Raw genomic sequence first — 25942 nt, forward strand, 5'->3', positions numbered from 1 at the left:
TGCGTATTCGGTACCGGGCGCCAGGGTGCCGGGTACTAGAAGGCCTGGAGTCCGGCCGAGACTCTTCCTGCGGCCGACCTCGTCATCTCGATCAGGAGCGGCTCGCGCCCCTGCGTGCGGGTGGCCGGCGCCATCAGCGTGATGGAGCCGACCGCCGCTGTCTTCTCGCGCCGGCGGAACACCGGCACGCTGACGCCCCATACGCCGGCATCCACAGCAACGCAGCGACTGCCGGCTCTCAATCATTTCCAGGCAAACCGCCTGATCCTTGGCCGCCACCACCAGCCCTACGCTCTCGCCGGTTTGCTGTGCCAGCCATTGCATTTCCGGCTGCGCTTCGCGCGCGAGGTGCGAGGCCATGTCAAAGCCAAGCGCCAGCTGCAGGCTGATCGGACCGGGCGCATATCGTCCGTCCGACTCCAGCACGAAGCCCCATTTCTTGAGCAGCACCAGTTGGCGATACAGCGTGCTCTTGGGCAAGCCGGTGGCAGCGCCCAGTTCGCGCACGGTCATCGGCTTGCCCTGCTGGGCCAAGGCGGCGAGCACGAACAGCACGCGATCCGCGCCAGCGGCGGGGTAGTTGGTTTCGGGGGCGTCGGTTTCGATCTGCATGGGACGAGAGCATGCGCGCGTTTTCCCGAATATCAAAACTGCGATTCCCAGCTCTTGGGAAAACGTGCCTAGGATTTACCCTAGCATCGAAATGGTTCTCCGCTTGCGTCCTCACCGGGGTTCTCCCGGATCCACTTCCCATGCCATGTACACGTCAAGCGCCAATCGCGGCGAAGAACGACTACCTGCGCGACATGGACGCAATGTCCCGGGCAGGCCTTGCGCCTGCCGGGTCAAGGGAACCCCTGTGGCAAGCCTCGCACCGCGCCGGCCCACGTGCCGGCCGCGGATCAACTCAACCCGTCCAGCACCAGGTGCTGTCCATGGATAGCCTGCGCGGCGTCCGAGGCGAGGAAGGCAATGGCGCGCGCCGCCGCCGCGGTCGAGACCCAGTCGCTCGGGTCGGCGGCCGGCATGGCCGCGCGGTTGGCATGGGTGTCGAGGATGCTCGGCGCGATGCTGTTGACGTTGACGCCGCCCCTGCGCACCTCGTGCGACAGGCTTTCCACCAGACGCTGCAGCGCGCTCTTGGACGCGCAATAGGCCCCCATCGCGGCGGCCCCGCTGGCCGCGCCGCGCGCCGTGACCGCCACCACCTTGCCTGCGCCCTGGGCAAGCATGGCGGGCACCAGGTGCTGCGTGACGGCAACCAGCGACCAGGCGTTGAGATCCATCATCCGCATCCAGGACTCCCGGCTGAGCGCATGGACGGACTCTCCCATCTCGAAGCCRCCAGCCACGTGCACCAGTACGTCGATACCCCCAAACGCATCGAGGATGGTGCGTGCCGCCACCGCCATGCTGTCCGGCGAGGTCACGTCGGCCGCCAGCAGCAAATGCCAGTCGGCGGCCTCGGGCACCGGTGGTTGTGCCCGCAGGGCGTCCACGCCCCGGTCGATCAGGGCTAACCGGGCCCCCTCGTCCGCGAACGCCTGGGTGACGGCCCGGCCTAGCGCACCGGCTGCGCCCGTGATCACGATGCGGCGCGGGGATGCTGACGAATCCATGGTGTTCTCCTGTGTCGTCGGGTAACGGATAGAGACAGACAGAGAGCGAGATGCCAAGGGCAGGCCCTGGCCGGACCGGCACCGGCTCCGCGCGCCCTCTCCAGCCTCCTAGTCACCATAGACCGCCGGCCTTCGCCTGGAAACCCGGCCCTGCACATTCGGGATGCCCACCCCCTGGCAGGCGGGCCGGACGCCACTGGACAACCCTGTCCGGAAACGTTGCAGAATCTTACAAACGATAATCATTATCATTTACAATTCGCCGCTTTAGCCACTCCCGCAGTACGATGCTCTCTCGCCAACTGATTGCCCCCGTTACCCTGGGTTGCCTGCTCTCCCCCGCCATGGCGCAGACCGCCACGGACGCCGTGCCCACCTTGCCATCCGTCACCGTCAGCGCCGCCGAAGATCCGCGCACCGATACCGGTTTTGCCACGCGCAGGGCGGCGAGCGTGACGAAGTCCGGCACCTCGGCGGCAGACAGCGCGCAATCGATCACCATCATCACGCGCGACCTGATGGACAGCCAGCAGGCGCAAACCCTGGGCGACGCACTGGGCAATTCCGCCGGCGTGGTCACCAACGTCTACGGCCGGCGCGGCTGGGACGACTTCATCATCCGTGGCCAGCGCGCGTCGGAATCCGTGTTCGTCGATGGCCTGCTGGTCGAGAGCAACAACCGCGTGGCGCAGGAACTGTTTGGCGCCGAGCGCGTGGAAGTGCTGAAAGGCCCTGCCTCGGTGCTGTTCGGCAAGGTGCAGCCGGGYGGCATGGTCAACATCGTCAGCAAGCGCCCCAGGCCCGAACTGTTCGGCGAACTGGGGCTCACGGTCGGCAACTACGGCCTGCGCCAGGTCACGGCGGACGTCGGCACGCCCTTGTCGGAAAACGGCAAGGCCGCGCTGCGCGTAAACGCCCTGGCGATGAACAGCGACGACCCGACCGACTACGTGTACTACCGCAACCGCTATATCGCGCCGTCGCTGTCGCTGGACCTTGGCGCGCGCACCGACCTGACCCTGCTGGCGAGCCATAACGAGCGGCAATACGTGCGCCAGCAAGGCTTGCCCGTGAACGGCACGCTGACCGCCAACCGCAACGGCACCCTGCCCAACAGCCGCTTTATCGGCGAGCCCGGACTGGCCCCGTACGACGGTGAACAGAACCGGCTGGGCTATGCGCTGACCCACCGCTTCGATTCCGGCTGGACGCTGAACCAGAATTTCCGCTGGCAGACGCTGTCGCTGACCGGCACGCTGGTCTCGGCCGGGACCATGGCTGTCAACAGCCAGTTGCTGAACCGCAGCGGCACGCAGCAGGACTTCTCCGGCACCACCATCGGCGTGGATACCAACCTGCAGCGGCGCTTCGACCTGACCGGCACGCAACACGAGATCACGCTGGGCGTGGACTACAACCGCAGCACCGAGAGCCGACTGCAGCGCACCTGCAAGGTCGCGGCGCTGAACGTCTACCGGCCGGTCTATGGCGCGGCCGTCAATTGCCCCAGCGCCTATAGCCTGAGCGCTGAAGACAACGTCAGCGCGCTCGGATTCTACGTGCGCGACCAGATGCGGTTTGCCGGGCGCTGGCTGCTGACGGCCGGCCTGCGCCACGACACGGCCCGCACCGGCAGTACCGACCGCCTGCTCGGCGCACGCACGGAAGACACCGCGCGCGCTGTCACCGGCAACGCTGGCCTGATGTTCGACCTGACCACCTGGGCGCGCCCCTATATCAGCTACGCCACCTCCTTCCTGCCGAACAGCGGCACCGACGTCAACGGCGGCACCTTCAAGCCCGAGACCGGCCGGCAGGCCGAGCTTGGCATCAAGTTCGACCTGCCCAACAAGAGCGGACTGCTGACGCTGGCGGCATTCGACCTGACACGGCGCAACGTACTGAGCTCCGACCCGGTCAACACCGGCTTCAGCATTGCCACGGGCGGGCAGCGCACGCGCGGGCTGGAGGCCGAGCTGACCGCCGATCTCGGCGGCGGCTGGAGCCTGGCCGGCGCCTATGCCTATATCGCCAGCGAGGTGACGGAAGACACGGTCGCGGCCAATGTGGGCCAACCGCTCAACAATGTGCCGCGGCATAGCGTTTCCCTGTGGGGCACCAAGCATTTCCGCGGGGCGCTGGCGGGCTGGTATGCCGGCGCCGGCATGCGCGCCGAGAGCGCCAAGCGCGGCTACAGCTTCAACTACACGGTGCCCGGCTATGCGGTGGCGGACCTTGCCGTGGGCTACGCGGCATCGCACTGGAAGGCCGCGCTCAACGTCAAGAACGTATTCGACAAGGCGTACTACGCCGGCGGTCTCAACAACAATGTGCTGCCGGTGGGCAATCCCCGCACGGTCATGCTCAACATCGGGCTCAACTACTAAGCGAGCGCTACGCCGCCAGCAGGTTTTCGATCAGGACCGCCACATGCCGCACGGCCACATCGTCGTCGCGGCGGATATGCCAGGCCAGGTGGAGGGCAAACCCCTCCACCGCCACAGGCGGCGCGAAGGTTGCCAGCGCTTGTGCGGGACCCGCCGGCAGGCAGCGGCTGGGCAGCATGGCGATCAGGTCGGAATCCGCCAGCAGCGGCGGCACCATCATGAAACTCGGCACCACCATGCCGACGCGCCGCGACAGGCCCAGCGCGGCCAGCGCATCGTCCAGCGGCGTGCGGCTCTCGCCACGGCCGGATACCAGCACGTGCGGAAAGTCCAGCCAGCGAGCCAGGCTGAAGCCGGCGGCGGCCGGATGGCCGGCGCGCATGGCTACCACATAGTGCTCGCGCAATAACGGGCGACACCGGAAATCCGTGCCCGGCGCGGGAAACACCGATACGGCCAGGTCGCTGTCGCCCCGCGCCAGGGATTCAAGCGCGGCGTCCGCGCCCTGCCAGGGCTGGAGCACCAGGTTCAGGCCCGGCGCGCTCGCGGCCAGCTGACGATGCAACTGCCTCGCCACCAGCACGGCGGGATGGTCCGCCATGCGCACGCGCACGGTCTGCGACAAGCTCGCCAGATCCACCTCCGGCGCGCCGATCACCGCGGCCACCGACGCCAGCGCCTGCTTCAGCGGCGCCCGCAAGGCCTGCGCCCTGGGCGTCAGTTGCATGCCGCCGGGAGCACGCTCCAGCAAACGGTCCTTGAACAGGTGGCGGCAACGCTCCAATGCGCTGGAGGCAGCTGGCTGGGACAGGCCAACGCGCTGGGCGGCCCGCGAGACGTGAGCCTCGTCGAGCAACGCATCCAGCACCGTCAGCAGGTTGAGATCGATCGCGCGTAAATTCATGAAACGGATAATAAAACATACAAACTATCCATTGGAGTAATTTCACTCCGGGCGCCATTCTTGCGGCATGGCCACTGCATCGCCACTGCATCGCCACGGCAGGACCAACCGGAGCCAACCATGCCCAAGACCCTGATTCTCCTGTTCCACCCCCGCTTTGCCCATTCCAAGGCCAATCGCGCCTTATGCGCTGCCGCCGCCACGGTCCCCGGCGTGGAAATCGCCGACCTCTACGCCTGCTACCCGGACGGCGCCATCGACGTGGACGCCGAGGTGCGCCGGCTGCGCAACGCGGACCGCATCGTGTTCCAGTTCCCGGTCCAGTGGTACGCCACGCCCTCGCTGCTCAAGGCCTGGCAGGATGCCGTGCTGACCCGCATGTTCTATCTCGCCTACGACACCGAAGGCCGCGCGCTCGAAGGCAAGCCCCTGCTGGTGGCGGCTACCGCCGGCAATGTGCCGCACGCTTATACGCCTGCCGGCGTGAACCTCTTCCCGCTTGCGGAACTGTTGCGTCCCTTGCAGGCAACCGCGCATCGCTGCGGCCTGCCGTGGACGGAGCCCTTCCTGCTGTTCGAGGCCGGCAAGCTGGGCAGCGATGCGCTGGCGGCCGCGGGCGAACGCTACGCGGCACGATTGGAGCAGTGGGATTTCGGGTGCGGGACGGATGCCCCGTCCCGGTGCAGAGCCGCCTAGCCAGCGGGCCCAAGATCGTTCAAGATGCGGGCTCGCCGCCCGCCGTAGCGTACGGGCGGCCATTCCCCCCAACCCCAACGACGCGGGCCGGCGGCAGGGATCGCCCTCGCCCGCCCGCTCGTTGGCACGCTTGAACGCCTGAGAGTCGCAATTGCCGCTGAACCGCCTGAAACAGAGTGCCACCCTGATCGCCGTGCTGGCGCTGATCGGGTCGATGGCTTCGCTTTGCATCGGCACGTCGTTTGCCAAGAGCCTGTTCACCGCCGTGGGCGCGCAGGGCACCACGGCGCTGCGGGTCAGCTTTTCGGCGTTGATCCTGCTGTGCGTGTGGCGGCCCTGGCGAATGCCGCTGAGCCTGGCCAATGCGCGCGTGATCGCGCTATACGGCGCCGCGCTGGGCGCCACCAACCTGCTGTTCTATATGTCGCTGCGCACCGTCCCGCTCGGGCTGGCGATCGCCATCGAGTTCACCGGGCCGCTGGCGGTCGCGGTATCGTCGTCGCGGCGGGCCATCGACTTCCTCTGGATCGCCTTCGCCGTGGCGGGCCTGCTGCTGCTGTTGCCGCTCGGGCAGAACGTGGCCAACCTGGACCCCGTCGGCATTGGCTACGCGCTGGCAGCGGGCGTGGGCTGGGCGCTGTACATCATCTTCGGGCAGATGGCCGGCAACGCGCACGGCGGGCAGGCCACTTCGCTGGGGCTGACCATGGCATCGCTGGTGGTGCTGCCCTTCGGGCTGGCGCATGCCGGCACCGCCATGTTCAGCCCCTCGCTGCTGCTGGCCGGACTGGCCGTGGGCCTGCTCTCCAGCGCCATCCCCTATTCGCTGGAGATGGTGGCGCTCAAGCGGTTGCCGCGCCGGACTTTCGGCATCCTGCTCAGCATGGAACCGGCCATGGGCGCGCTCGCCGGGCTGGCGTTCCTGCATGAGACCTTGAACGCGCAGCAATGGCTGGCCATTGCCAGCATCATCACAGCTTCGATCGGCTGCACACTGACGGCGGGCTCGCGCAAGCGCGCCACCGCCGAGGCCTAGATCAGGCCACCGCCGCCCGCGGCTCGCCGACAGCCTGCCCGCTTAGCGCCAGGCGCACCTCATAGAGCAGGACGTCCTCCGGATTGCGCCGGGCGGAGAAACCGAACTCGCGCATCAGCGCCAGCATGCGGCGGTTTTCGCTCAGCACGTCGCCGCGCAGCAGGCGCAGCCCGGCGCCAATGGCGGCATCCCGCAGGCGCTGGATCAGCCGGCGGCCGATGCCCTTGCCCTGCCAGTCGTCGGCCACCGCCACGGCGAACTCGCCAACCGCGTCACCCGTCACCACGTAGTTGCCATTGGCGACGATCACCGGCACCCCGTCCGCTTCCGCCGTGACCACCAGCGCCAGGCCGGCTTCATTGTCGAGGAACAGGTCGATCACCTCGTCCGACACGCGTCCGCCGGTCAGGAAGCGGTAGTACCTGCTCTCGCGCGACAAGGCCTGGACAAAGGCCCGCTCCCGCTCCGCATCGCCTGCGCGCACCGCGCGAACCACCACCCGTTCACCGCCGCTCAGCAGCCAGGTTTCCGCGCATTCCGGGCACGCTGCGTGCGGGCCGCTCACGGACGGGCGGGCTTGGCCGGCCAGGCTGAGGTGGTGGATGGGTTGCATGTACGGCTCCTAACTTCATATTTCATAGCCAGGAGTATAGGCAATACCCTGACTATTGCAAATGAAGTTAGCCTGCTATGCTGAATCCATGGATCTCACTGCCCAAGAACTCCGCAACTGCTCGATTGCCGCGACCCTTTCGCTGATTGGAGAGAAGTGGACGATCCTGATCTTGCGCGACGTCTTCCACGGCGTCCGGCGCTTCGACGAATTCCTGGAGCGCCTGCAATGCTCCCCCGCCGTGCTGTCCGCAAGGCTTAAGACGCTGACCGAGGCAGGCATCCTGCGCAAGGTGAGCTATCGGGAACCCGGCGAGCGCGAACGATTTGAATACCGGCCCACGCGCGCTGCGGTGGAGTTGCTGCCGGTGATCATTGGACTGATGCAGTGGGGCGATCGTCACATGGCCGCCAGCGGCAAGGGGCCGGTGGAGTTGCACACCCGCCCGGAGCGGCGTCAGGTGCGTGCCGCGCTGGTGGATGACGCGGACCAGCTGGTGCGGCCCAACGATATCGAGATTTCGCGCGCCAGCCGGCAGGCAGAGTCTGCGGCTGACGTCAAATCCCTGGAAACGCCAGCAGCGCGGGCATAGGCCTTGGCACCGGGCGCGGGGGAAAGCGGCCCGGTCAGCAGCGCCGGCCGTCAATCCTTCAGCCACCAGTCCAACAGCGTTTCGTCCTCGGGATTGTCGAGATTCCTGTAGATGTTCGCGTAGTACCACTGAATCCCGGTCTGCTCGCAAAACCGGTCAAAGACATCGCCGATTCGATTCATTCCGCTTTAGCTGCACGGATCAAGCGGCTGCCCAGGTCGACGAGCCGCTGTCGCCTTCGGTAGAGCCGATAGTCAAGCTGCCAGCTCAGTTGACCGGCCGGGGCTCGGGGAAGGTCCAGGCACCCGAGAGAATCTCCGCGCGAGGCCGGTACAGGCGCACCGTGTAGTTCCAGCCAGCGACAATCGGCACGCAGTTGGGCACCTGCGTGTCGCAGCCGCCGAACTGGATCGGGATCGAACCATCGCTGCCTTTCTTCGCCGTGAGGTTGTTGATCGTATAGGCGCTGGCGGGATTCTTCTGGAAGTAGCCCTCGGCGTTGTAGACGCTCACTGACCAGAACGCATCCACTGGGACATCCTTGACATTGAGCTGATAGACGGTCCCGCCGTCATTCCTGGCGGGGGTGATGTTGAGATAGGTGGCGTCCTTGTCGGGATTGCCGCCCCAGGCTGCCGCTGTGCCGATCAGGCGCCGTACCGGATCGACCTCCTCCTTCGTGCCGAACGCCTTCTTGAAGTCCGGCATCGTCGAAGACAGTACCAGGAGGGCATCGCGGACTTTCTTCTGGCTGACCGGATCCCAGTTGGGCGTTTCGAGCTTGCCAGGCGCTTTCTGGCTGACCTTGATAGCGTCCTGCAGGGCGTGGACTTGCTTGATGTCGTTCGGGCTGCTGGGGTCGACGAGTGTGCGGATCGCGGTGACCACGTAGCGCGTGCCGACGTTCTCGCGAGTCAGGGTATGGGTGCCCGCGCCGTAAAACACGTTCGGCACGTAGTGGTCCTCATTGATGACCTGCATGGACATGAAGCGCTTGCCCGGGTCCGGCAGGGTGATGGTCACAGGGCCGGCGTCAAGGTCAAAGACGCCGGACGAATAGAGGGTGTCGCGATTGAGGCGGATCACCGTCTGATGGTCGATCGACGCAGGCTCCCGGCGATGAAGCAGCTTGCCCACACCGCCCTGCCTGGCAAGTCCCCCGACATACATATCGGTCTCCGCACGGATGAAGTTGTCGACCGTAACGGGAACAGGGGCGCCACCGGGGTGCGTCGCCGCAGGCTGCGATTGCGCGGTGCCAAGCGTGGCGAGGGTGGCGCATATGGCGCAGGCGGAGGTTAGTGTTGCTCTCATGAAAGATTCCATTCGTTTGTTCGCGATCGTACATTTACTTAACGGCAGCGCCACTATCGAACCTGGTCACGCCTCATCAATCGACCCGCTTCAATTGTCGTCCTGAAGCGCTTCCTGGCTGCCGTCTCCGTGCCGCAAGACCTCACAGAAGAAGCCCCATCTTCGGTGGATACCCCATAGGTATGCCGACCAAGTGGACTCGCGCCGCTGTCGGCGGAGCGAACTGGCAATCATCCATGAGCGTACCGGAAGACGAAGTCGCCCGTAGTCAGCGTTTTCGCGGACCGAATTAGATTTTCTTGCAGGCAGCGGAATGCTGGCCCGAACAAAGAAAGTCCAACCTGCGGCCATCTGCACAGTCGAATTTGCTTCGCTCAACATGCTCCGTCATCTGGTTTGCGTTGTCGCCGCAAGTAACTAGCCATTGCCGCAAAACGACGGCGCGTTTCCAGTTCGAATATCCGCGCGGCGACAGGATCCAGAACCCGACCAAGAAATTGAGGCCGTAGCCTGATATTGAATGTGTAAGTGAGCTCCGACATGCCATCCGCAAGATCGCGGTGCCGCATCGACGCAGCCCAAAACGCGAAAGGACCAGTGGGAGCAACGATGACCGCTGCTGCAATGCTGGGCGGAGCATAGCTGACAAATCGCGTTCGCATTCCAAGGAGTCTCTTCCAGCCGCAGCCAAGGTTCGTCGTTACCGCTCCGACGTAGGGATGGGTGCCTCCGCCTTCCACATATGCCACCGACAACAAGGTGTCCCATAACAGCCGCTTCTCGTGATTGTGAAAAGCCTCGAATGCTGCGGCGGCCGATGCCGGCATCGTCAGCACCATGCGACGCTGAGCCATTTTCAGGACTCCTCGATTGTYGTTCGGATTCCMCACCGCTGAAACAGCGGTCCAAATTCCGAGAGGTGAAGAAACCCGGTGCAAGCGAAGGCACCGCGCGCAGTGAGTTTCCCTGCAAGGATTTTTCGCGCGACAAGGATAGCTGCCATGCAGGGTATTTCCGGACCGCTTCTGTCCGGCGCGCACAAATGCCACTCAGACTCGCCCGCGGTGCCATCGAGGCGGGTTCCGGTGACCCTTACCAGCATGCCGCCGTTTTCGCTGCCGAATCGATCAAGGAGGCTGATGGAAACCCGATTGAGCCAGGGCGCACTCCGCTCCAGTGGAATCCGCATCCCGCGCCTGCGCATTGCAGCCGCCAGCCACAACGCCATATGCTGGATTCGCAGCTCAAGCGCGGCGTGAAACTCCACAGTGCGGACACTGGGGTAGCGTAGCGGGAACAGTTCGAGGTCCGGGACATCGCATGCCGCCGCCCAACGGGTTCCCAGTCCGGGAAATCTGAGCACGCGTAGGTCTTGCCAGCCGTGCGCGGCTTGCCAAACGCCTTCCTTCAGGCGACCGATCGGCGAGCCAGCATAGCTGAAGACGGCCTTGAGCGTCGCCGTGCCCCTGGGCGCCTGCTGACCTGGCGCGATTGCCATGCTGATGCTGTCGACGCGGGAGTAGCGCGCGGCAAGCATGTCTGTGACCGCGGAGGACAGGGCAGGCACGCTGCTGGCACCGCTAATCGCACAGACTTCTGCTGCGCGCGCTCTGGTATCAAGGCATTGTGCGAAGTTCGCGACGAAACGCCTGCCGTCGGAGAGGTCCACATAATGCGCGCCGACGGCACAAGCCGATTCGGCAACGCGGTAGTCCTGCCCCTGGAACGGTCCGGCGCAATGTATCACGAGCTCTGGTTGCAGCTTCGCAAGCTTGTCCGGAAAGTCGTCGGCCTGGATGTCGATTTGCGCGGTACGGACAGACGCACAGTTCACTGTGATCGTGCTTGCGGATTGGGTGGYATGCCGTCCGGCAGCAATAATCTCATGACTTTCGTCTTCTGACAGGCTTCTGCAGATTCGCGCGCCAAAGTTGCCTAGCCCACCTAATACAACGACCCGCATGATGTCGCTCCTGGCTCTTACCCGGCGTCAGCCCATTTCGTCCTCCAATGGAGGATGCATCGTTCGGCAATTGATGTCAGGTCCATGCCTGATAGGTTAGTTATGCCAGTAATTTCTGTCAATAGAGAAACAAATGGCAGGAAATGGTCAGTCAACGCCCGGCCATGAGGATGCACTTCATTTGCACCGAATCCAGCTAGCCAACGGCGGATTGTTCGGTTTATCTCACCTTCGCTAGATGAAAGGTTAGCGGCCGGTTGAATCCACAGCCGGTTGCAGCCGTCCGATCCAGCGGCAGTTCACTGAGCGGCGGGTAGCAGTTGCGAATGTTGAATCGACGTAGACGGTATCGTCGGGCTCGGAGAGGCATTTTTTGGTCCACGTAGACTTTCCCGCCCCCTGCACGCCAAAGACCATGACGATTCGTCGCGGGCGGCCTTTGATCGCCGTGGACAAATCTATATACAACCGCTCCCAGGCCGCGGCGTTGCGCTCGGCTGTAAACCCCGGCCAGCATCGGTCTGCAAGTAGTGGTCGGGATTGAGGTGCATGGCACGCCTCCATTCTCGGCATTGAAACTTCCTGATCTGCTCACGGGCACCAGGATAACCGAGGAGGATTCGTGACTGGCGACGCCTCAAAAAACGATTGCCAGCAATTCACGGGGGGGTGGCTAAAATAACCGCCCGAGGACTGACTGGAGCAAACATCAATGCAACTTCTCGATCATGCTTCGATAGGCGTGCCCGACCTGGCCGCAGCGCGTCCGTTCTACGACTCGGTCATGCGAGCGTTGGGGGCAAGGAAGGTCTATGACCGCCCTGATGCGCTTGGCTACGGCGAGCGCTGCACGTCCGGCGATACGGTATCGACGTGCGTTGCGGTCTCTCTGGACCCGGGCAGGATCGAAGCAAACAAGCGGCACTGGTGCTTCAAGGCCGCGTCCCGCCGACAAGTGGACGAATTCTTCGCGGCAGGCATCGCCGCCGGGGCACGTTCGGATGGCGATCCGGGCCTCCGGCCTGACTACCATAGCGAATACTACGCAGCATTTCTCTTCGATCCGGCGGGCAATCGCGTGGAGGCGGTGTGTCATTCGGCCTCGGATTGACAGCGGTGCCTGCAAAAGCGGGGAGTGAGGGCCAAACATCACATGATGTAAAACACCGTCGGGCGACTGGAACATCATTTGGCGCACCGCGCAGGGGCCGCATCGCCCTGCTCCAGCGCTGAAATGAGCCTGGACGGCCTCAAGCCGCCCATCCCCTGCACCATCCCCACGCACCGCCCCGCCCATTGCACTGCACCATGACCGTGCCGCCCCGCCCCACCTCGGCGCATCCGGTACCCGCCTGACGCGCCCTCGCAGCGCAAAACCCCCTGCATCCATCACAAACCGCCCTGGCACACCGCTTGCGTAACAAGACCCGAGCGGACCAACGGCGGCCCGCTCACCCCACACAGGGTAGCAGCGGTCTTCACCGCTGCCACCAGGACAACGGCGTCCCCTGACCCGGTCTTATGACCGGCTCGCGGGACGCCATTTGTTTTTATGGAGCCATGATGACCGGCAAAGCCACCCGCATCGAACTGCTAAGCCTGCGCACCCCGCAGATGCGTGCCTTCCACCTGACGTGGATGGCGTTCTTCGTATGCTTCTTCGCGTGGTTCGCTTGCGCGCCGCTGATGCCCGTCCTCAAGGGCGAGTTCGGCCTGACCCCCGACCAGATTGCCAATATCAATATCGCCGCAGTCGCGGTGACCATCCTCGTGCGCCTGGCCATCGGCCCGCTGTGCGACCGCTTCGGCCCCCGCCGCGCCTATACCGGCCTGCTCGCGCTGGGCGCGATTCCCGTGCTGGGCGTGGCGATGGCGCAGAGCTACGAGGCCTTCCTGTTCTTCCGCCTGCTGATCGGCGCGGTGGGTGCCAGCTTCGTCATCACGCAGTACCACACCTCCGTCATGTTCGCCCCCAACGTGGTGGGCACCGCAAACGCGGCTGCGGCTGGCTGGGGCAATGCCGGCGGCGGCGCCGCGCAGGCGCTGATGCCGCTGCTGCTGGGCGGCGTCCTGATGCTGGGCGTGAGCCACACCATGGGCTGGCGCCTGGCGTTGCTGGTGCCGGGCGTGCTGATGCTGATCATGGCGGTGGTCTACTGGCGCTTCACGCAAGACTGCCCGCAAGGCGACTTCAAGGACCTGCGCGCTCGCGGCATCGCCATCGACAGCGGCAAGAAAGGCGGCTGGGCCAGCTTTGTCGCCGCTGCCGCCAACTACCGTGTGTGGATGCTGTTCATCACCTACGGCGCCTGCTTCGGCGTGGAGATCTTCATCCACAACGTGGCCGCCACCTATTACGTGGATCGCTTCGGCCTGTCGCTCAGCAGCGCCGGCCTGGCCGCCGCCAGCTTCGGCCTGCTCGCCCTGTTCGCCCGCGCCCTTGGCGGCTGGCTGTCGGACAAGGCAGCGCTGCGCCGCGGCCTGGACGCACGCTCCACGCTGCTGTTCGCGCTGATCCTGGGCGAAGGCCTGGGCCTGCTGTRGTTCGCCCAGGCGCATAGCGTCGCGGCGGCCATCGTTGCCATGCTGGCCTTCGGCCTGTTCACCCACATGGCCTGCGGCGCCACCTACGCGCTGGTGCCCTTTATCGATCGCAAGGCGCTCGGCGGCGTGGCCGGGATCATCGGTGCCGGCGGCAATGTGGGCGCGGTGGCGGCCGGCTTCCTGATGAAAGGCCTGGGCAACCTGCAGCAAACGCTGACCGTGCTGGGCGCGGTGGCCATCGTCTCGGCCCTGTGCGCCATCGCCGTGCGTTTCTCGGCCGAGCACAAGGCCAGCGAGCAGGCGCTGTTCGACAACGCCCTCGCCGGCTCCGGCTCCTGAGCCGTACCGACGCAACGATTCTCCTAAAAAGTACAAGCACAGCGGCCTCACAGAACAAGGAAATCATCATGAAACTGATCATCATCGGCCACGGCATGGTCGGCCACAAATTCCTGGAATGCCTGGCCGAGGCAGGCTCGCAAGATATCGAAGTCACCGTGCTGTGCGAGGAAGCGCGCCCGGCCTATGACCGCGTGCATCTATCCGAATTCTTCGCCGGCAAGTCCGCCGAGGAACTCTCGCTGGTGGAAGCCGGCTTCTTCGAGCGCAGCAACATGCTGCTGCGCCTGAACGCCCGCGCCACCRGCATTGACCGCRCCGCCAGGACGGTGACGGTTTCCACCGGCGARACGCTGKCCTACGACAAGCTGRTSMTCGCCACCGGCTCCTACCCCTTCGTGCCGCCGCTGCCGGGCAAGGACCGCAAGGATTGCTTCGTCTACCGCACCATCGAAGACCTGGAAGCCATGCAGGAGTGCGGTGCGCGCTCGAAGACCGGGGTGGTCATCGGCGGCGGCCTGCTGGGCCTGGAATGCRCCAAGGCGCTGCGCGACATGGGCCTGCAAACCCATGTGGTGGAATTCGCCCCGCGCCTGATGGCGGTACAGGTGGACGACGGCGGCGGCGCCATGCTGCGCCGGAAGATCGAAGAACTCGGCGTCACCGCGYACACCCGCAAGAACACCGTGGAAATCGTCGACGGCGAAGACGGCACCCACCGCATGAACTTTGCCGATGGCAGCCACCTCGACACCGACATGATCGTGTTCTCCGCCGGCATCCGCCCGCGCGACGAACTGGCCCGCGCCAGCGGTCTGGCCATTGGCGAGCGCGGCGGCATCACGGTGGACAACCAGTGCCTGACCTCGGACCCCGACGTTTACGCCATCGGCGAATGCGCGCTGTGGGACGGCAAGATCTACGGTCTGGTCGCCCCCGGCTATGAAATGGCCCGCGTGGCCGCCAAGCACCTGCTGGGCCACCAGGCCGAGTTCTCCGGCGCCGACATGAGCACCAAGCTCAAGCTGATGGGCGTGGACGTGGCCAGCCTGGGCGATCCGCACGGCAACGCACCCGGCAGCCGTTCCTACCAGTTCACCGACGAGCGCAAGCAGGTCTACAAGAAGCTGGTGGTTTCCGAATGCGGCAAGTACCTGCTGGGCGGCGTGCTGGTGGGCGATGCCGAGGAATACGGCACCCTGCTGCAGATGATGCTTAACAAGATCGAGTTGCCCGAGTCGCCGGAATTCCTGATCCTGCCGTCCTCCGATGGTCAGGCCAAGCCAGGTCTGGGCGCCGACGCGTTGCCGGAGTCCGCGCAGATCTGCTCGTGCAACAACGTTTCCAAGGGTGATATCTGCGCTGCCGTCTGCGATGGCGCCACCACCATCGGCGAGCTGAAGCGCTGCACCAAGGCCGGCAGCACCTGCGGCGGCTGCGTACCGCTGGTCACGCAGGTGATGAAGGCCGAGATGAAGAAGCAAGGCCTGGCGGTCAACAACCACCTGTGCGAACACTTCGCCTACTCGCGCCAGGAGCTTTACCACCTGGTCCGCGTGGGCGGCTTCAAGACCTTCGGCGATCTGCTGGCGGCGCATGGCAAGGGCCTGGGCTGCGACGTCTGCAAGCCGACCGTGGCGAGCATCCTCGCCTCSTGCTGGAACGASTTCGTGCTCAAGGAAGAGCACGCCAGCCTGCAGGACTCSAACGATTACTTCCTGGGCAATATCCAGAAGGACGGCACCTACTCCGTGGTGCCGCGCATGCCGGGCGGCGAAGTCACGCCCGACGGCCTGATCGCGGTGGGCCAGGTAGCCAAGAAGTACGGCCTCTACACCAAGATCACSGGCGGCGCSCGGGTCGACATGTTCGGCGCCCGCGTGGAAGAGCTGCCGATGATCTGGGAAGAACTGATCGCCGCCGGCTTCGAGTCCGGCCATGCCTACGGCAAGTCCCTGCGCACCGTGAAATCGTGCGTGGGCTCCACCTGGTGCCGTTACGGCGTGGACGACTCGGTCGGCCTGGCCGTCGAGATCGAAAACCGCTACAAGGGCCTGCGCGCGCCGCACAAGATCAAGTTTGGTGTTTCCGGCTGCACCCGCGAGTGCGCCGAAGCCCAGGGCAAGGACGTGGGCATCATCGCCACGGAACGCGGCTGGAACCTGTACGTGTGCGGCAACGGCGGCATGAAGCCCCGCCACGCCRAACTGCTGGCCAGCGACCTGGACCGCGAAACCCTGCTGCGCTACGTGGACCGCTTCCTGATGTTCTACGTGCGTACCGCCGACCGCCTGCAACGCACCAGCGTGTGGCGCGACAACCTCGAAGGCGGCCTGGACTACCTCAAGGCCGTGGTGCTGGAAGACAGCCTGGGCATCGGCGCCGAACTGGAAGCGCAGATGCAGCATGTGGTGGACACCTACGAAGACGAATGGAAGGCCGCCGTGACCAACCCGGAAACCCGCAAGCGATTCCGCCACTTCGTCAACAGCGACATGCGCGACGACAACCTGGTCTTYATGGAAGAGCGCGGCCAGATCCGCCCGGCCACGCCGGAGGAACGGAACTTGCATAAATCCCGGCTTGAGCAGATCCCCGTGATCGTCAAGGCAGCCTGAACCGTCCCGACCCAACATCTCGCGCCAACGCCCAAGGAAGACATCATGAGCCACACTCACCATACCGAAGCCTGGACCGCCGTTTGCAGCCTGCGCGACATCGTGCCCAATACCGGCGTGTGCGCACTGGTGGACAAGGCGCAGATCGCCGTGTTCCGGGTCGGCCCCGGCCACAGCGACGATCAGGGCGGCAACGGCGACCAGGTGTTCGCCATCTCCAATTACGATCCCAATTCCAACGCCGCCGTGCTGTCGCGCGGCCTGGTGGGCAGCCTGGGCGAGCGCATCGTGGTGGCGTCGCCGATCTACAAGCATCACTTCGACCTGCAGACCGGCGAATGCCTGGAAGCGCCCGAGCACTCCATCGCGGCGTATCCGGCCCGCGTCTATGACGGCAAAGTCTGGGTGGCCGCATGACCACGCCCCCCAAACCCCGCCTGGTGGTGGTCGGCAACGGCATGGCCGGCATGCGTACGGTCGAGGAGTTGCTCAAGCTCGCGCCCGACCTCTATGACATCACCGTGTTCGGCGCCGAGCCGCACGGCAATTACAACCGCATCCTGCTCTCGCCGGTGCTGGCGGGCGAGAAGACGGTCGCGGACATCATGCTCAACACCCGCGACTGGTACAAGCAGAACGGCATCGAACTGCTGGCCGGCGATCCGGTGGTGGCGATCGACCGCCGCCGCCGGCTGGTGCGCTCGCAGTCCGGGCGGGAAGTGGGTTACGACCGCCTGCTGCTGGCGACCGGCTCCAAGCCGTTCATCATCCCCGTGCCGGGCCACCAGCTTGATGGCGTGATCGCCTTTCGCGACATCCAGGACGTGGAAACCATGCTGGCAGCGGCCCGCAACCATCGCCACGCCGTGGTGATCGGCGGGGGCCTGCTCGGCCTGGAAGCCGCCAACGGCCTGATGCGCCAGGGCATGGAGGTCAGCGTAGTGCACGTGGCCGACAGCCTGATGGAGCGCCAGCTCGACAAGCCCGCCGCCGCGTTGCTCAAGCAGGCGCTGGAGCGCAAGGGCCTGCGCTTCCTGCTCAATGCCAATACCAGCGGCATCCTTGGGGAAGACCGCGTGACCGGCGTATGCTTTAAAGACGRTACCCGGATCCCCGCCGACCTGGTGGTGATGACCGCCGGCGTACGCCCCAATATCGAACTGGCCCAGCAGGCCGGGTTGCGCTGCGAGCGCGCCATCGTGGTGGACGACACCTTGCAGACCTTCGATCCGCGCGTGTACGCCGTGGGCGAATGCGTGCAGCACCGGCAGGCCACCTTCGGGCTGGTCGCGCCGATCTGGGAMCAGGCGCGCGTSKSCGCSGCSCACCTGGCCGGCGCCGGGCATCGCCGCTAYGTGCAGCAGGCCACGGCSACCAAGCTCAARGTSACYGGCGTGGAYCTKTACTCCGCCGGCGACTTCATCGGCGGCGAAGGCAGCGAGGATCTCGTCATGCGCGATCCGCGCCGCGGCATGTACAAGCGGCTGGTGCTGCAAGGCGGGCGGCTGGTCGGGGCGGTACTGTACGGCGACGTGCAGGACGGCCCCTGGTACTTCGACCTGATCCAGAGCGGCGCCCCGGTGGGCGCCATGCGCCAGCGGCTGCTGTTCGGCAAGGCGCAGTGCGAGGCCATGGCAGCCTGACCGATCTAACGCTTGAACGATTCAACGCTTGAACGATCCAGTCCCCGATTGACCGCCAGCAACGAGCGCTAACGTGAACCTGTCCGATATCCCCGTCATCCTCTCCACCGGTTCGCCCACCCTGCTGTCCGCCGACGCCGCAGTCACCGTCACCGATACCACCTGCCCGTATTGTGGCGTGGGCTGCGGCGTGCGCGCCACCCGCCATGCCGACGGCAGCGTGGAGGTGGCCGGCGACGCCAGCCACGGCTCCAACCAGGGCCGCCTGTGCGTGAAGGGCTCGGCCCTGGCCGAAACCGTTGGCCTGGAAGGCCGCCTGCTGCACCCGCAAGTACGCGGGGCCGACGGCGACTTGCAGCAAGTGTCCTGGGAGCACGCGCTGGACAAGGTCGCCCGGGGCTTCAAGGACATCATCGCCGAGCACGGCCCCGATGCCGTGGCGCTCTACGTCTCSGGCCAGYTGCTGACCGAGGACTACTACGTCGCCAACAAGCTGATGAAGGGCTTTATCGGCAGCGCCAATATCGACACCAATTCGCGGCTGTGCATGTCGTCGGCGGTGGCCGGGCACAAGCGCGCCTTTGGCGAGGACCTGGTGCCGGGCAACTACGAAGACCTGGAACTGGCCGACCTGGTGGTGCTGGTCGGCTCCAATACCGCCTGGTGCCACCCGATCCTGTTCCAGCGGCTGTTGAAAGCCAAGGAAGCCCGGCCCGATATGAAGCTGGTGGTGATCGACCCGCGCCGCACCGCAACGTGCGAGCTGGCCGACCTGCACCTGCCGGTCAAGCCGGGCACCGATGTGTGGCTGTTCAATGGCCTGCTGCACTACCTGGCGCAGCATGGCGCGCTGGACCAGTCGTTCATCGATGCCCATACCAGCGGCCTGGATGCCGCGCTGGCCGCGGCTGGCCCGGACTGCACCGATGTCGCCAAGGTGGCCAAAGCCTGCAAGCTGGACCCCGAAGCCCTGCGTGGTTTCTATGCGCTGTTCGCTGCCACGCCGAAGGTGGTGACCGGCTTCTCCCAGGGCGTGAACCAATCGTCGGCAGGCACCGACAAGGTCAACAGCATCATCAACTGCCACCTGGCCACTGGCCGGCTGGGCAAGCCGGGCATGGGCCCCTTCTCGCTGACGGGGCAGCCTAACGCGATGGGCGGCCGGGAAGTCGGCGGCCTGGCCAACATGCTGGCCGCGCACATGGAACTGGCCGACCCGCTGCACCGCGAGATCGTGCAAGCGTTCTGGGGCTCGCCCGCTATCGCGGACAAGCCAGGCCTGAAGGCGGTGGAGCTGTTCGAGGCCATCGAGCAAGGCCGGGTCAAGGCCGTGTGGGTGATCGCCACCAACCCGGTCGTCAGCCTGCCCGATGCCGACCAGGCCCGCCGCGCGCTGGCCAGATGCCAATTGGTGGTCAGCTCCGACATCATGCTGCGCACGGATACCAACGACGCGGCGCACGTCCTGCTGCCGGCGCTTGGCTGGGGCGAGAAGGACGGCACCGTCACCAGTTCCGAGCGCCGCATCTCGCGCCAGCGCGCCTTCCTGCGGGCGCCCGGCGAAGCCCGCGCCGACTGGCGGATCCTGTGCGACGTTGCCACGCGCATGGGCTTTGAGGGATTCCGCTTTGCCGGACCGCACGAGATCTTCGACGAGCACGCACGGCTGAGCGCGTACCGGAACGCGGGCAGCGGCGATCAGGCCCACGCGCCACGCCTGTTTGACCTCGCCGGGCTGGCTGGCATGAACCAGCAGCAATTCGACGCGCTCGCGCCGGTGCAATGGCCGGTGATGGCCGTGCCATCCGGGAGCCTCGCCAACGCGTCCGGCGGCACTGCGCGGCTGTTCGCCGACGGCCATTTCGCCCATCCCGATGGCCGCGCCCGCTTTATCGCCACCGCGCCGCGCGCGCCGTTCCACGCCACCGACGACGAGTTCCCCCTGGTGCTCAACACGGGCCGCGTGCGCGACCAGTGGCACACCATGACCCGCACCGGCAAATCGCCAAAGCTGGCCGACCACATCGCCGAGCCCTTCGTCGACATGCACCCGCAGGACGCCCTGCTTTGCGGCGTCAGCGAAGGCAAGCTGGCTCGCGTGACCACGCGCTGGGGCGCCATGGTGGCGCGGGTGCAGCACAGCGGCGGCATTGCGCGCGGCAGCGTATTCGTGCCGATCCACTGGAACAGCCAGTTCAGCTCCGATGCGCGCGTTGGCGCGCTGGTCAACCCGGTGGTGGACCCGGTCTCGGGCGAGCCCGAGTTCAAGCACACGCCGGTGCGCGTGGAAGAGTTCCGCGTGTCGTGGCATGGCTTCGTGTTGAGCCGCGAGGACCTCCGGGCGGACGCACTGACCTACTGGACGCGCATCCAGGGCCGCCATTTCCAGCGCTACGAATTCGCCGGCCGCGAGACGATCACCGACCGCGCCGCGTGGGCCCGCCAGTTGCTCGGCATCGATGACCCCAGTGCGGACTGGATCGAGTACGAAGACCGCACCGCCGGCGTCTACCATGCCGGCCATGTGGTCGACGACCGCCTCCAGGCCTGCATCTATGTGTGCACGCGCCCCGAACTGCCCTCGCGCGCGTGGCTGTCCACGCTGTTCGCCAAGGAGCGCCTGGAAGACGCCGATCGCATCGGGCTGCTGCTGGGCCAGCCGATGGAAAAAGGCGCCGACGCCGGCCCCACCGTGTGCTCCTGCTTCGGCGTGGGGCGCAACACCATCTGCGACGCGGTGCGCAAGCACGACCTGAAGACGCCGGCCGAAGTCACCGCCTGCGTGAAGGCGGGCGGCAATTGCGGGTCTTGCGTGCCGGAGTTGAAGAAGCTGCTGGCGGAGATACGGGTGGCGGAAGTGGCTTGATGGCGGCTTCATGGCGCCCGACAATCAAGCCGCGATAGCACCGTTCTCCAGACATGGCGCGTCATAGGTGAATACGACCTCCCGACTGGGGCGTATCAGCATGTCGTCCTTGTCGRCATAGTGCAGGCGCGTCAGCAAGTCCTTGATCAGGTTAAGGCGCGCCAGGCGCTTATCGTCGGCGCGCACCACGGTCCATGGCACCGCGGCGCTCGTGCGAGCAAACATCTCGTTGCGGGCCTCGCTGTATTTCTTCCACAAGCGCACCGCCTGCTGGTCGATCGGGCTGACCTTCCATTGCTTCAGCGGATCGCGCCGCCGCTCCGCAAGGCGCTTCCTCTGTTCCTCCTTGCTGATATCGAGGTAGTACTTGATCAAGCGGATTCCCGAGCGAACCAGCATGCTTTCAAACTCCGTGACGCTCGACATGAACTCCTCACGCTCTGCGTCGGTACAAAAACCCATGACGTGTTCAACGCCCGCGCGGTTGTACCAGCTACGATTGAACAGCGCGAATTCCCCGGCAGCCGGCAGGTACGCCACATAGCGTTGGAAGTACCACGAACCACGGTCCCGGTCGGAGGGTCTTCCCAGCGCCACCACCCGTGTCTCGCGCGGGCTGAGATACTCGACGATGCGCTTGATGGTGCCATCCTTGCCGGCTGCGTCGCGGCCTTCAAGGATCACCAGGATCTTGTCCTGGCAACCAATGAAGTGTTTCTGCAGCTTCACCAACTCTATCTGCAGCAGGCGTAGATCTTCCTCATAGCCATCGTGCCCATCGTGCGACGGGACGCCGTTCTCGTCTCCCGACAGATATCCATGCCGCCTCTTACTCATGATTCCGCTCCTACCGGCCGTCCGCTGCCCGGCATTTCGCCAGGCTGGGCGCTCTCCGGCACCAGCGCCTTACCCGACAGCAACTGATCCAGCGTTGCGCGATCCACAACTTCCTTCTTGAGCAGCAGTTTCGCCAGTCCTTTCAGCGTCTCCCGATGCTCCAGCAAGGTTTGCTGCACGCGCAGGCTCGCCTCCTTCAGCAATTGCCTGACCTCGTCGTCGATCATTTGCGCCGTGCGCTCGCTGTACTCTTTTCGATCGTGCGGGAGCATGGCGGCGCCCGCGAACATGGGATTGGGCATGGCCTCGTAGGTAGCCAGCCCGAGTTGCTCGCTCATGCCGTATTGGGTAATCATCTGCCGGGCGATGTCGGTGGCGCGCTGCAAGTCATTCTGCGCGCCGGTGGAAACATCGGAAAAAATGATCTGTTCGGCAACGCGCCCGCCCAGCAATACGTCGAGCCGGTCGAGCAACTCGCTTTTCTTGAGAAGATATCTATCCTCGGTCGGTGTCTGCTGCGTATAACCCAGCGCCGCGACGCCACGCGGAATAATGGAGATCTTCGAGACCCGGTCGGCATTGGGGCGATGTTCCGCAACCAGCGCGTGACCCGCTTCGTGAAACGCGATGGTTTCCTTCTCCCGGGGATTCATGACGCGGTTCTTCTTCTCCAGTCCACCGACGATCCGGTCTAATGCCTCGTCAAAATCTCCCACCTCGACGGCATCCTTGCCTTTGCGGGCCGCCAGCAGCGCCGCTTCATTGACCAGGTTAGCCAGATCCGCGCCGGCAAATCCCGGCGTACGCCCGGCCAGCCTGGCGAGATCCACGGTGGGGGCCAGGGTCACGTTCCTGGCATGCACCCTGAGAATCTGCTCTCGCCCTTTCAGGTCCGGACGGTCCAGCGCAACATGACGGTCGAATCGCCCGGGTCGCAGCAGCGCGGGATCGAGAATCTCGGGACGATTGGTGGCAGCCATGATGATGACCCCCTTATTGGTATCGAACCCGTCCATCTCCACCAGCAGTTGATTCAGGGTCTGCTCCCGCTCGTCCTGACCGCCGACGGCGTTGAAGCCGCGCGTCTTGCCAAGGGCATCCAGCTCGTCGATGAAGATAATGCAGGGCGCCTTCTGCTCAGCCTGCATAAAGAGGTCGCGCACCCGTGCAGCGCCCACGCCGACAAACATCTCGACGAAGCCGGAGCCACTCATGCTGAAAAAAGGCACCGCTGCTTCCCCTGCGACTGCCTTGGCGAGAAGCGTCTTGCCAGTCCCCGGCGCGCCAAGCAACAACACCCCTTTGGGGATCTTTCCACCAAGGCGCCGGTAGCGCTCGGGACTCCTGAGGAACTCCACGATTTCCATCAGTTCCGCCTTGGCCTCGTCGATGCCGGCAACGTCGGCAAAGGTGACACCGGTCTCCTTCTGCATATAGACCTTGGCCTTGCTCTTGCCGATCTCCATCATCCCGCCAGCCGCGCCACCCATGCGCTTGATCATAAAGCTCCAGAACGCAAAGAACAGCAGCGCGGGCACGACCCAGGACAGCAGTGTGGCAATCCACTTGTTGTCGACCTTCCCCAGGAAGCGCACCTTGGCGGCTTCGAGGTCCTGGACCAGATTGGGGTCATTGACCCGGACAGTGGCGAACTGATGATCGCCCTTCCCCTGGCCCAGCAGCGCATCCACCTCCGTTTTGGGCAACAGGCCTTCCAGTCCCTGCGTATTGAGGGTGCCGGTGACCACGTCATCCGCGATCACGACATCGCTGAGCTTGCCAGCCTTGAGCAGGACCTTGAAATCGCTATAGGAGAGATTGTCGACATGCGCGGAGGCAACATAACTCTGGATGACAAGCATCATCATCATCGCCAGGAGGACGTACCACAGGGAGAATTGCTGTTGTCGCGGTTCCATGGGCATTCATCACCTCGTGAGTTGGCATCGGTTCACGGTTTCCTCATTCTCTGACCAGCCTCGTCCGACAGTGTGCTGTGCAGCCATGCAAAAGAGTGACCGTGCCGCAAGAACCGGGCCGCCAACAGGATGGGCACCCGAATTGCCTGGCACTCCGCCACCCCGACGTACCGATTCAAGCACTCGCAGCCGCGCCAGGCATCACTACGCCTCTATCTAGTGTGTGCGTAGCCGGCGCCAAGAGATTGATGCCAATCAAGAAGGAACGATTCGTTGTGCCAGGTCGAGGTACCGCGCCCGGGCGGCGACGCCCGATGGCGGAGCGCATGCAGGGCATGCACGGCATGGACGGTCCATGATGATGGATAGGATGGACGGCAGGGGGGATGTTCGGCGGCAAGGGGTGCGGGGCCGGCGGTCCCCGCATGAGTCAGGACCAGCGCATGAACCTCATCGAGGACAACATGGGCCTGATGCCGATGATGATGGAACAGAGGCTGGACCGGCATGACCGGCCGATGCCGGCACCCGGAGAAGATCCCGCCATGTTCCCTGACAGGACCAGGTGGCTACCGAGGCGGCCAATTACCCAGTAGCGTCACGGCCGAGACGCCCCGGTTCTGCCAGCAGGCATAGTCACAGTCAGTCGGCACGGCATCCACCGCCACCCGGATATCCGTCGCGGCGGCGGATGCGCGTTCGTTCGTGCCGTCCTCCCTGGCGGGAGCCGCTGCCGTGATCAGGCCGGCAGCGAAGCCAAGCACCAGCACTGCGGCGGCGCCCAACAAACATCCGATGCGATTTCCAGCTTTCACGACAGTCTCCTCCCTGCTTGTATCTTCTTTCCCTTCTGCCCTGCTCCTGCATCGCCGGGGCTGGCACGGTCTGATGCCCCAAAGGTAGCCACTGGAACGAATAACTTCCTCGTCCAGGCAGACTAGGGGCAATCCCGTACGCCCGTGCGTGCGCCGGGAAGCAGGCGAAGCGCCAGCTAGTCCCCATAGAGCCGCAGCAGCGGCCCGACGCATTCCGCCAGGTCTACCGGCGCCAGTCGCAGCGAACGGGCGCATAGCAGGCCCCAGAGATGCGCCGCCAGCAGCATGGCCTTGTCTTGCTCGCCCAGCAGCCTGCCAAGGTCGTCGCACAGCACCTTGGCACGGGCACGGATGCGGACTGTCAGGTGGCATAGCTCGCACGCAGGCGTGCAAGCGTGGTGCAGCAAGCCGAGGACGATGCCCGCATAGCGCGGCACTGCCTCGTCCTGCAACATCGTCGCAAGCACGCGCTCCAGATCCGGACGGGCCAGGCCCCCGCCGTTACCGGCGAAGGCTGCGAGCCAGCCGGCCAGATGCGCCTCCGCCCGCCCCATGATGGCTGCCAGCAGGTCGGCGCGGCTACGGAAGTGCCCGTAGACCGCACCGCGTGTCATGGCGATTGCACCGGCCACCTGTTCCAGCGTGACGCATTGCACGCCCTGGCGTTCGAACAGCCGCTCAGCGCTGGCGAGGATGCGCTCTCTCGTGACGGCCGCATCACACGCCCGACGTCTCACCATGGCCGCGCGGCACACGCCTTACTGCGGATGCACGTCATCCGGCCCCCAGAAGGCGCGCATGCCTGTAATGCGCCCGTCTGCACCAAAGGTCATCACATCGGTCACGTCGATGCGTACCGGCTGCCCCTGCATCTGCACGTACACCGCGAAACACAAGGCCGCCGCATTGCCGTGCGAACCCCGGGGCGCCGCCACCACTTCCAGGCGCGCATCGAGCGACGTCGCGTACCGGTAGAAGGCGAGGATGCTGTCCCGCCCGGCTATCACCGGGCCGCCAACGGGGTCCTCGACGGTCGCGTCGTCGGCAAACAGCGCCGCCACGCGCCCGGCGTCCGCCGCATTGAAAGCGGCCACGTAATCGAGCAAGGTGGCCTTCATGCCGGCGCTCTTGTTCGCGGCCATGGTCATGTCGATGGTCATTCCATTCCTCGCTGGAACAGGTTGAACGGGTATTCCATGTTGTCTCATGCGTTTATTTACCTTGCGCTGCCGGCGCG

22 protein-coding genes and 1 pseudogene are annotated in these 25942 nt (G+C 65.2%); 10 read left to right on the forward strand and 13 right to left on the reverse strand.

Features of this window, described 5'->3' with window-relative positions; all coding sequences use genetic code 11:
* Nucleotides 1-35 precede the first annotated feature (35 nt).
* Nucleotides 36-612, reverse strand: a pseudogene (locus tag AC1DKD_RS11085) (IclR family transcriptional regulator).
* A 290-nt stretch (nucleotides 613-902) separates the two neighbouring features.
* Nucleotides 903-1619, reverse strand: coding sequence for an SDR family NAD(P)-dependent oxidoreductase (locus AC1DKD_RS11090; RefSeq protein WP_441629471.1), 717 nt, complete (start codon nucleotides 1617-1619; stop codon nucleotides 903-905).
* 287 nt (nucleotides 1620-1906) lie between these two features.
* On the opposite strand from AC1DKD_RS11090, the gene AC1DKD_RS11095 reads away from it, so the two are divergent.
* The gene (locus tag AC1DKD_RS11095; RefSeq protein WP_441629472.1) at nucleotides 1907-4006 is read left to right on the forward strand and encodes a TonB-dependent siderophore receptor; all 2100 of its coding nucleotides are present in this window, start codon (nucleotides 1907-1909) and stop codon (nucleotides 4004-4006) included.
* Nucleotides 4007-4013: 7 nt separating this feature from the next.
* Here the strand turns inward: AC1DKD_RS11095 and AC1DKD_RS11100 are convergent, their stop codons facing one another.
* A complete protein-coding gene (locus AC1DKD_RS11100) occupies nucleotides 4014-4910 on the reverse strand; it encodes a LysR substrate-binding domain-containing protein (protein WP_441629473.1) in 897 nt (298 codons plus the stop codon).
* Between the two features lie 120 nt (nucleotides 4911-5030).
* Between AC1DKD_RS11100 and AC1DKD_RS11105 the strand changes: the two genes are divergently transcribed.
* Nucleotides 5031-5606 (forward strand): NAD(P)H-dependent oxidoreductase, encoded by a 576-nt coding sequence (locus tag AC1DKD_RS11105; RefSeq protein ID WP_441629474.1) that lies wholly within the window; start codon nucleotides 5031-5033, stop codon nucleotides 5604-5606.
* 151 nt (nucleotides 5607-5757) lie between these two features.
* On the forward strand, nucleotides 5758-6642 hold the full coding sequence (locus AC1DKD_RS11110; RefSeq protein WP_477102734.1) for an EamA family transporter: 885 nt from the start codon (nucleotides 5758-5760) through the stop codon (nucleotides 6640-6642).
* A gap of 1 nt (nucleotide 6643) precedes the next feature.
* On the opposite strand, the gene AC1DKD_RS11115 is transcribed toward AC1DKD_RS11110, so the two are convergent.
* Nucleotides 6644-7255: a GNAT family N-acetyltransferase gene (locus AC1DKD_RS11115; RefSeq protein WP_441629476.1), complete on the reverse strand. Its 612-nt coding sequence runs from the start codon at nucleotides 7253-7255 to the stop codon at nucleotides 6644-6646.
* Between the two features lie 88 nt (nucleotides 7256-7343).
* On the opposite strand from AC1DKD_RS11115, the gene AC1DKD_RS11120 reads away from it, so the two are divergent.
* A complete protein-coding gene (locus tag AC1DKD_RS11120; protein ID WP_441629477.1) occupies nucleotides 7344-7847 on the forward strand; it encodes a winged helix-turn-helix transcriptional regulator in 504 nt (167 codons plus the stop codon).
* Nucleotides 7848-7897: 50 nt separating this feature from the next.
* On the opposite strand, the gene AC1DKD_RS11125 is transcribed toward AC1DKD_RS11120, so the two are convergent.
* From AC1DKD_RS11125 to AC1DKD_RS11140, 4 genes are all read right to left on the reverse strand, one after another.
* On the reverse strand, nucleotides 7898-8029 hold the full coding sequence (locus AC1DKD_RS11125) for a hypothetical protein (RefSeq protein WP_441629478.1): 132 nt from the start codon (nucleotides 8027-8029) through the stop codon (nucleotides 7898-7900).
* An 85-nt stretch (nucleotides 8030-8114) separates the two neighbouring features.
* Nucleotides 8115-9161: a DUF1254 domain-containing protein gene (locus AC1DKD_RS11130; protein WP_441629479.1), complete on the reverse strand. Its 1047-nt coding sequence runs from the start codon at nucleotides 9159-9161 to the stop codon at nucleotides 8115-8117.
* A 374-nt stretch (nucleotides 9162-9535) separates the two neighbouring features.
* A complete protein-coding gene (locus tag AC1DKD_RS11135) occupies nucleotides 9536-10015 on the reverse strand; it encodes an SRPBCC family protein (protein WP_441629480.1) in 480 nt (159 codons plus the stop codon).
* Nucleotides 10016-10017: 2 nt separating this feature from the next.
* Nucleotides 10018-11124, reverse strand: coding sequence for a saccharopine dehydrogenase family protein (locus AC1DKD_RS11140; RefSeq protein WP_477143279.1), 1107 nt, complete (start codon nucleotides 11122-11124; stop codon nucleotides 10018-10020).
* 712 nt (nucleotides 11125-11836) lie between these two features.
* Between AC1DKD_RS11140 and AC1DKD_RS11145 the strand changes: the two genes are divergently transcribed.
* The 6 genes from AC1DKD_RS11145 to AC1DKD_RS11170 all read left to right on the forward strand — a co-directional run bounded on the left by AC1DKD_RS11145 (nucleotide 11837) and on the right by AC1DKD_RS11170 (nucleotide 21134).
* Nucleotides 11837-12235 (forward strand): VOC family protein, encoded by a 399-nt coding sequence (locus tag AC1DKD_RS11145; protein ID WP_441629482.1) that lies wholly within the window; start codon nucleotides 11837-11839, stop codon nucleotides 12233-12235.
* A 452-nt stretch (nucleotides 12236-12687) separates the two neighbouring features.
* On the forward strand, nucleotides 12688-14007 hold the full coding sequence (locus AC1DKD_RS11150) for an MFS transporter (protein ID WP_477143285.1): 1320 nt from the start codon (nucleotides 12688-12690) through the stop codon (nucleotides 14005-14007).
* 68 nt (nucleotides 14008-14075) lie between these two features.
* On the forward strand, nucleotides 14076-16625 hold the full coding sequence (nirB, locus tag AC1DKD_RS11155; protein WP_477143280.1) for a nitrite reductase large subunit NirB: 2550 nt from the start codon (nucleotides 14076-14078) through the stop codon (nucleotides 16623-16625).
* A 45-nt stretch (nucleotides 16626-16670) separates the two neighbouring features.
* Nucleotides 16671-17042 (forward strand): nitrite reductase small subunit NirD, encoded by a 372-nt coding sequence (nirD, locus tag AC1DKD_RS11160; RefSeq protein WP_045236818.1) that lies wholly within the window; start codon nucleotides 16671-16673, stop codon nucleotides 17040-17042.
* The gene (locus tag AC1DKD_RS11165) at nucleotides 17039-18268 is read left to right on the forward strand and encodes an NAD(P)/FAD-dependent oxidoreductase (protein WP_477143281.1); all 1230 of its coding nucleotides are present in this window, start codon (nucleotides 17039-17041) and stop codon (nucleotides 18266-18268) included. The genes nirD and AC1DKD_RS11165 overlap by 4 nt, the downstream gene beginning before the upstream one ends.
* Nucleotides 18269-18341: 73 nt before the next feature.
* The gene (locus tag AC1DKD_RS11170; protein WP_441629484.1) at nucleotides 18342-21134 is read left to right on the forward strand and encodes a molybdopterin-dependent oxidoreductase; all 2793 of its coding nucleotides are present in this window, start codon (nucleotides 18342-18344) and stop codon (nucleotides 21132-21134) included.
* A 24-nt stretch (nucleotides 21135-21158) separates the two neighbouring features.
* On the opposite strand, the gene ppk2 is transcribed toward AC1DKD_RS11170, so the two are convergent.
* From ppk2 to AC1DKD_RS11195, 5 genes are all read right to left on the reverse strand, one after another.
* Complete coding sequence (gene ppk2 / locus AC1DKD_RS11175; protein ID WP_477143282.1) at nucleotides 21159-21971, reverse strand: polyphosphate kinase 2; 813 nt, start codon at nucleotides 21969-21971, stop codon at nucleotides 21159-21161.
* Complete coding sequence (gene ftsH / locus AC1DKD_RS11180) at nucleotides 21968-23890, reverse strand: ATP-dependent zinc metalloprotease FtsH (RefSeq protein WP_441629486.1); 1923 nt, start codon at nucleotides 23888-23890, stop codon at nucleotides 21968-21970. The genes ppk2 and ftsH overlap by 4 nt, the downstream gene beginning before the upstream one ends.
* A gap of 569 nt (nucleotides 23891-24459) precedes the next feature.
* Complete coding sequence (locus AC1DKD_RS11185; RefSeq protein WP_441629487.1) at nucleotides 24460-24705, reverse strand: hypothetical protein; 246 nt, start codon at nucleotides 24703-24705, stop codon at nucleotides 24460-24462.
* A 176-nt stretch (nucleotides 24706-24881) separates the two neighbouring features.
* Nucleotides 24882-25445 (reverse strand): TetR/AcrR family transcriptional regulator, encoded by a 564-nt coding sequence (locus AC1DKD_RS11190; RefSeq protein WP_441629488.1) that lies wholly within the window; start codon nucleotides 25443-25445, stop codon nucleotides 24882-24884.
* Nucleotides 25446-25463: 18 nt separating this feature from the next.
* Nucleotides 25464-25865 (reverse strand): nuclear transport factor 2 family protein, encoded by a 402-nt coding sequence (locus AC1DKD_RS11195; RefSeq protein WP_441629489.1) that lies wholly within the window; start codon nucleotides 25863-25865, stop codon nucleotides 25464-25466.
* Nucleotides 25866-25942 lie beyond the last annotated feature (77 nt).

The sequence above is a fragment of the Cupriavidus sp. 05T313 genome, assembly GCF_056396665.1.

What these genes read in the sequence shown, in the direction of transcription:
- AC1DKD_RS11120 (WP_441629477.1), top strand. Translation starts at nt 7,344, where the DNA reads ATGGATCTCACTGCCCAAGAACTCCGCAACTGCTCGATTGCCGCGACC.
- AC1DKD_RS11195 (WP_441629489.1), bottom strand. Translation starts at nt 25,865, where the DNA reads ATGACCATCGACATGACCATGGCCGCGAACAAGAGCGCCGGCATGAAG.
- AC1DKD_RS11100 (WP_441629473.1), bottom strand. Translation starts at nt 4,910, where the DNA reads ATGAATTTACGCGCGATCGATCTCAACCTGCTGACGGTGCTGGATGCG.
- ftsH (WP_441629486.1), bottom strand. Translation starts at nt 23,890, where the DNA reads ATGGAACCGCGACAACAGCAATTCTCCCTGTGGTACGTCCTCCTGGCG.
- AC1DKD_RS11130 (WP_441629479.1), bottom strand. Translation starts at nt 9,161, where the DNA reads ATGAGAGCAACACTAACCTCCGCCTGCGCCATATGCGCCACCCTCGCC.
- AC1DKD_RS11115 (WP_441629476.1), bottom strand. Translation starts at nt 7,255, where the DNA reads ATGCAACCCATCCACCACCTCAGCCTGGCCGGCCAAGCCCGCCCGTCC.
- nirD (WP_045236818.1), top strand. Translation starts at nt 16,671, where the DNA reads ATGAGCCACACTCACCATACCGAAGCCTGGACCGCCGTTTGCAGCCTG.
- AC1DKD_RS11190 (WP_441629488.1), bottom strand. Translation starts at nt 25,445, where the DNA reads ATGGTGAGACGTCGGGCGTGTGATGCGGCCGTCACGAGAGAGCGCATC.
- AC1DKD_RS11105 (WP_441629474.1), top strand. Translation starts at nt 5,031, where the DNA reads ATGCCCAAGACCCTGATTCTCCTGTTCCACCCCCGCTTTGCCCATTCC.
- AC1DKD_RS11135 (WP_441629480.1), bottom strand. Translation starts at nt 10,015, where the DNA reads ATGGCTCAGCGTCGCATGGTGCTGACGATGCCGGCATCGGCCGCCGCA.
- AC1DKD_RS11145 (WP_441629482.1), top strand. Translation starts at nt 11,837, where the DNA reads ATGCAACTTCTCGATCATGCTTCGATAGGCGTGCCCGACCTGGCCGCA.
- AC1DKD_RS11125 (WP_441629478.1), bottom strand. Translation starts at nt 8,029, where the DNA reads ATGAATCGAATCGGCGATGTCTTTGACCGGTTTTGCGAGCAGACCGGG.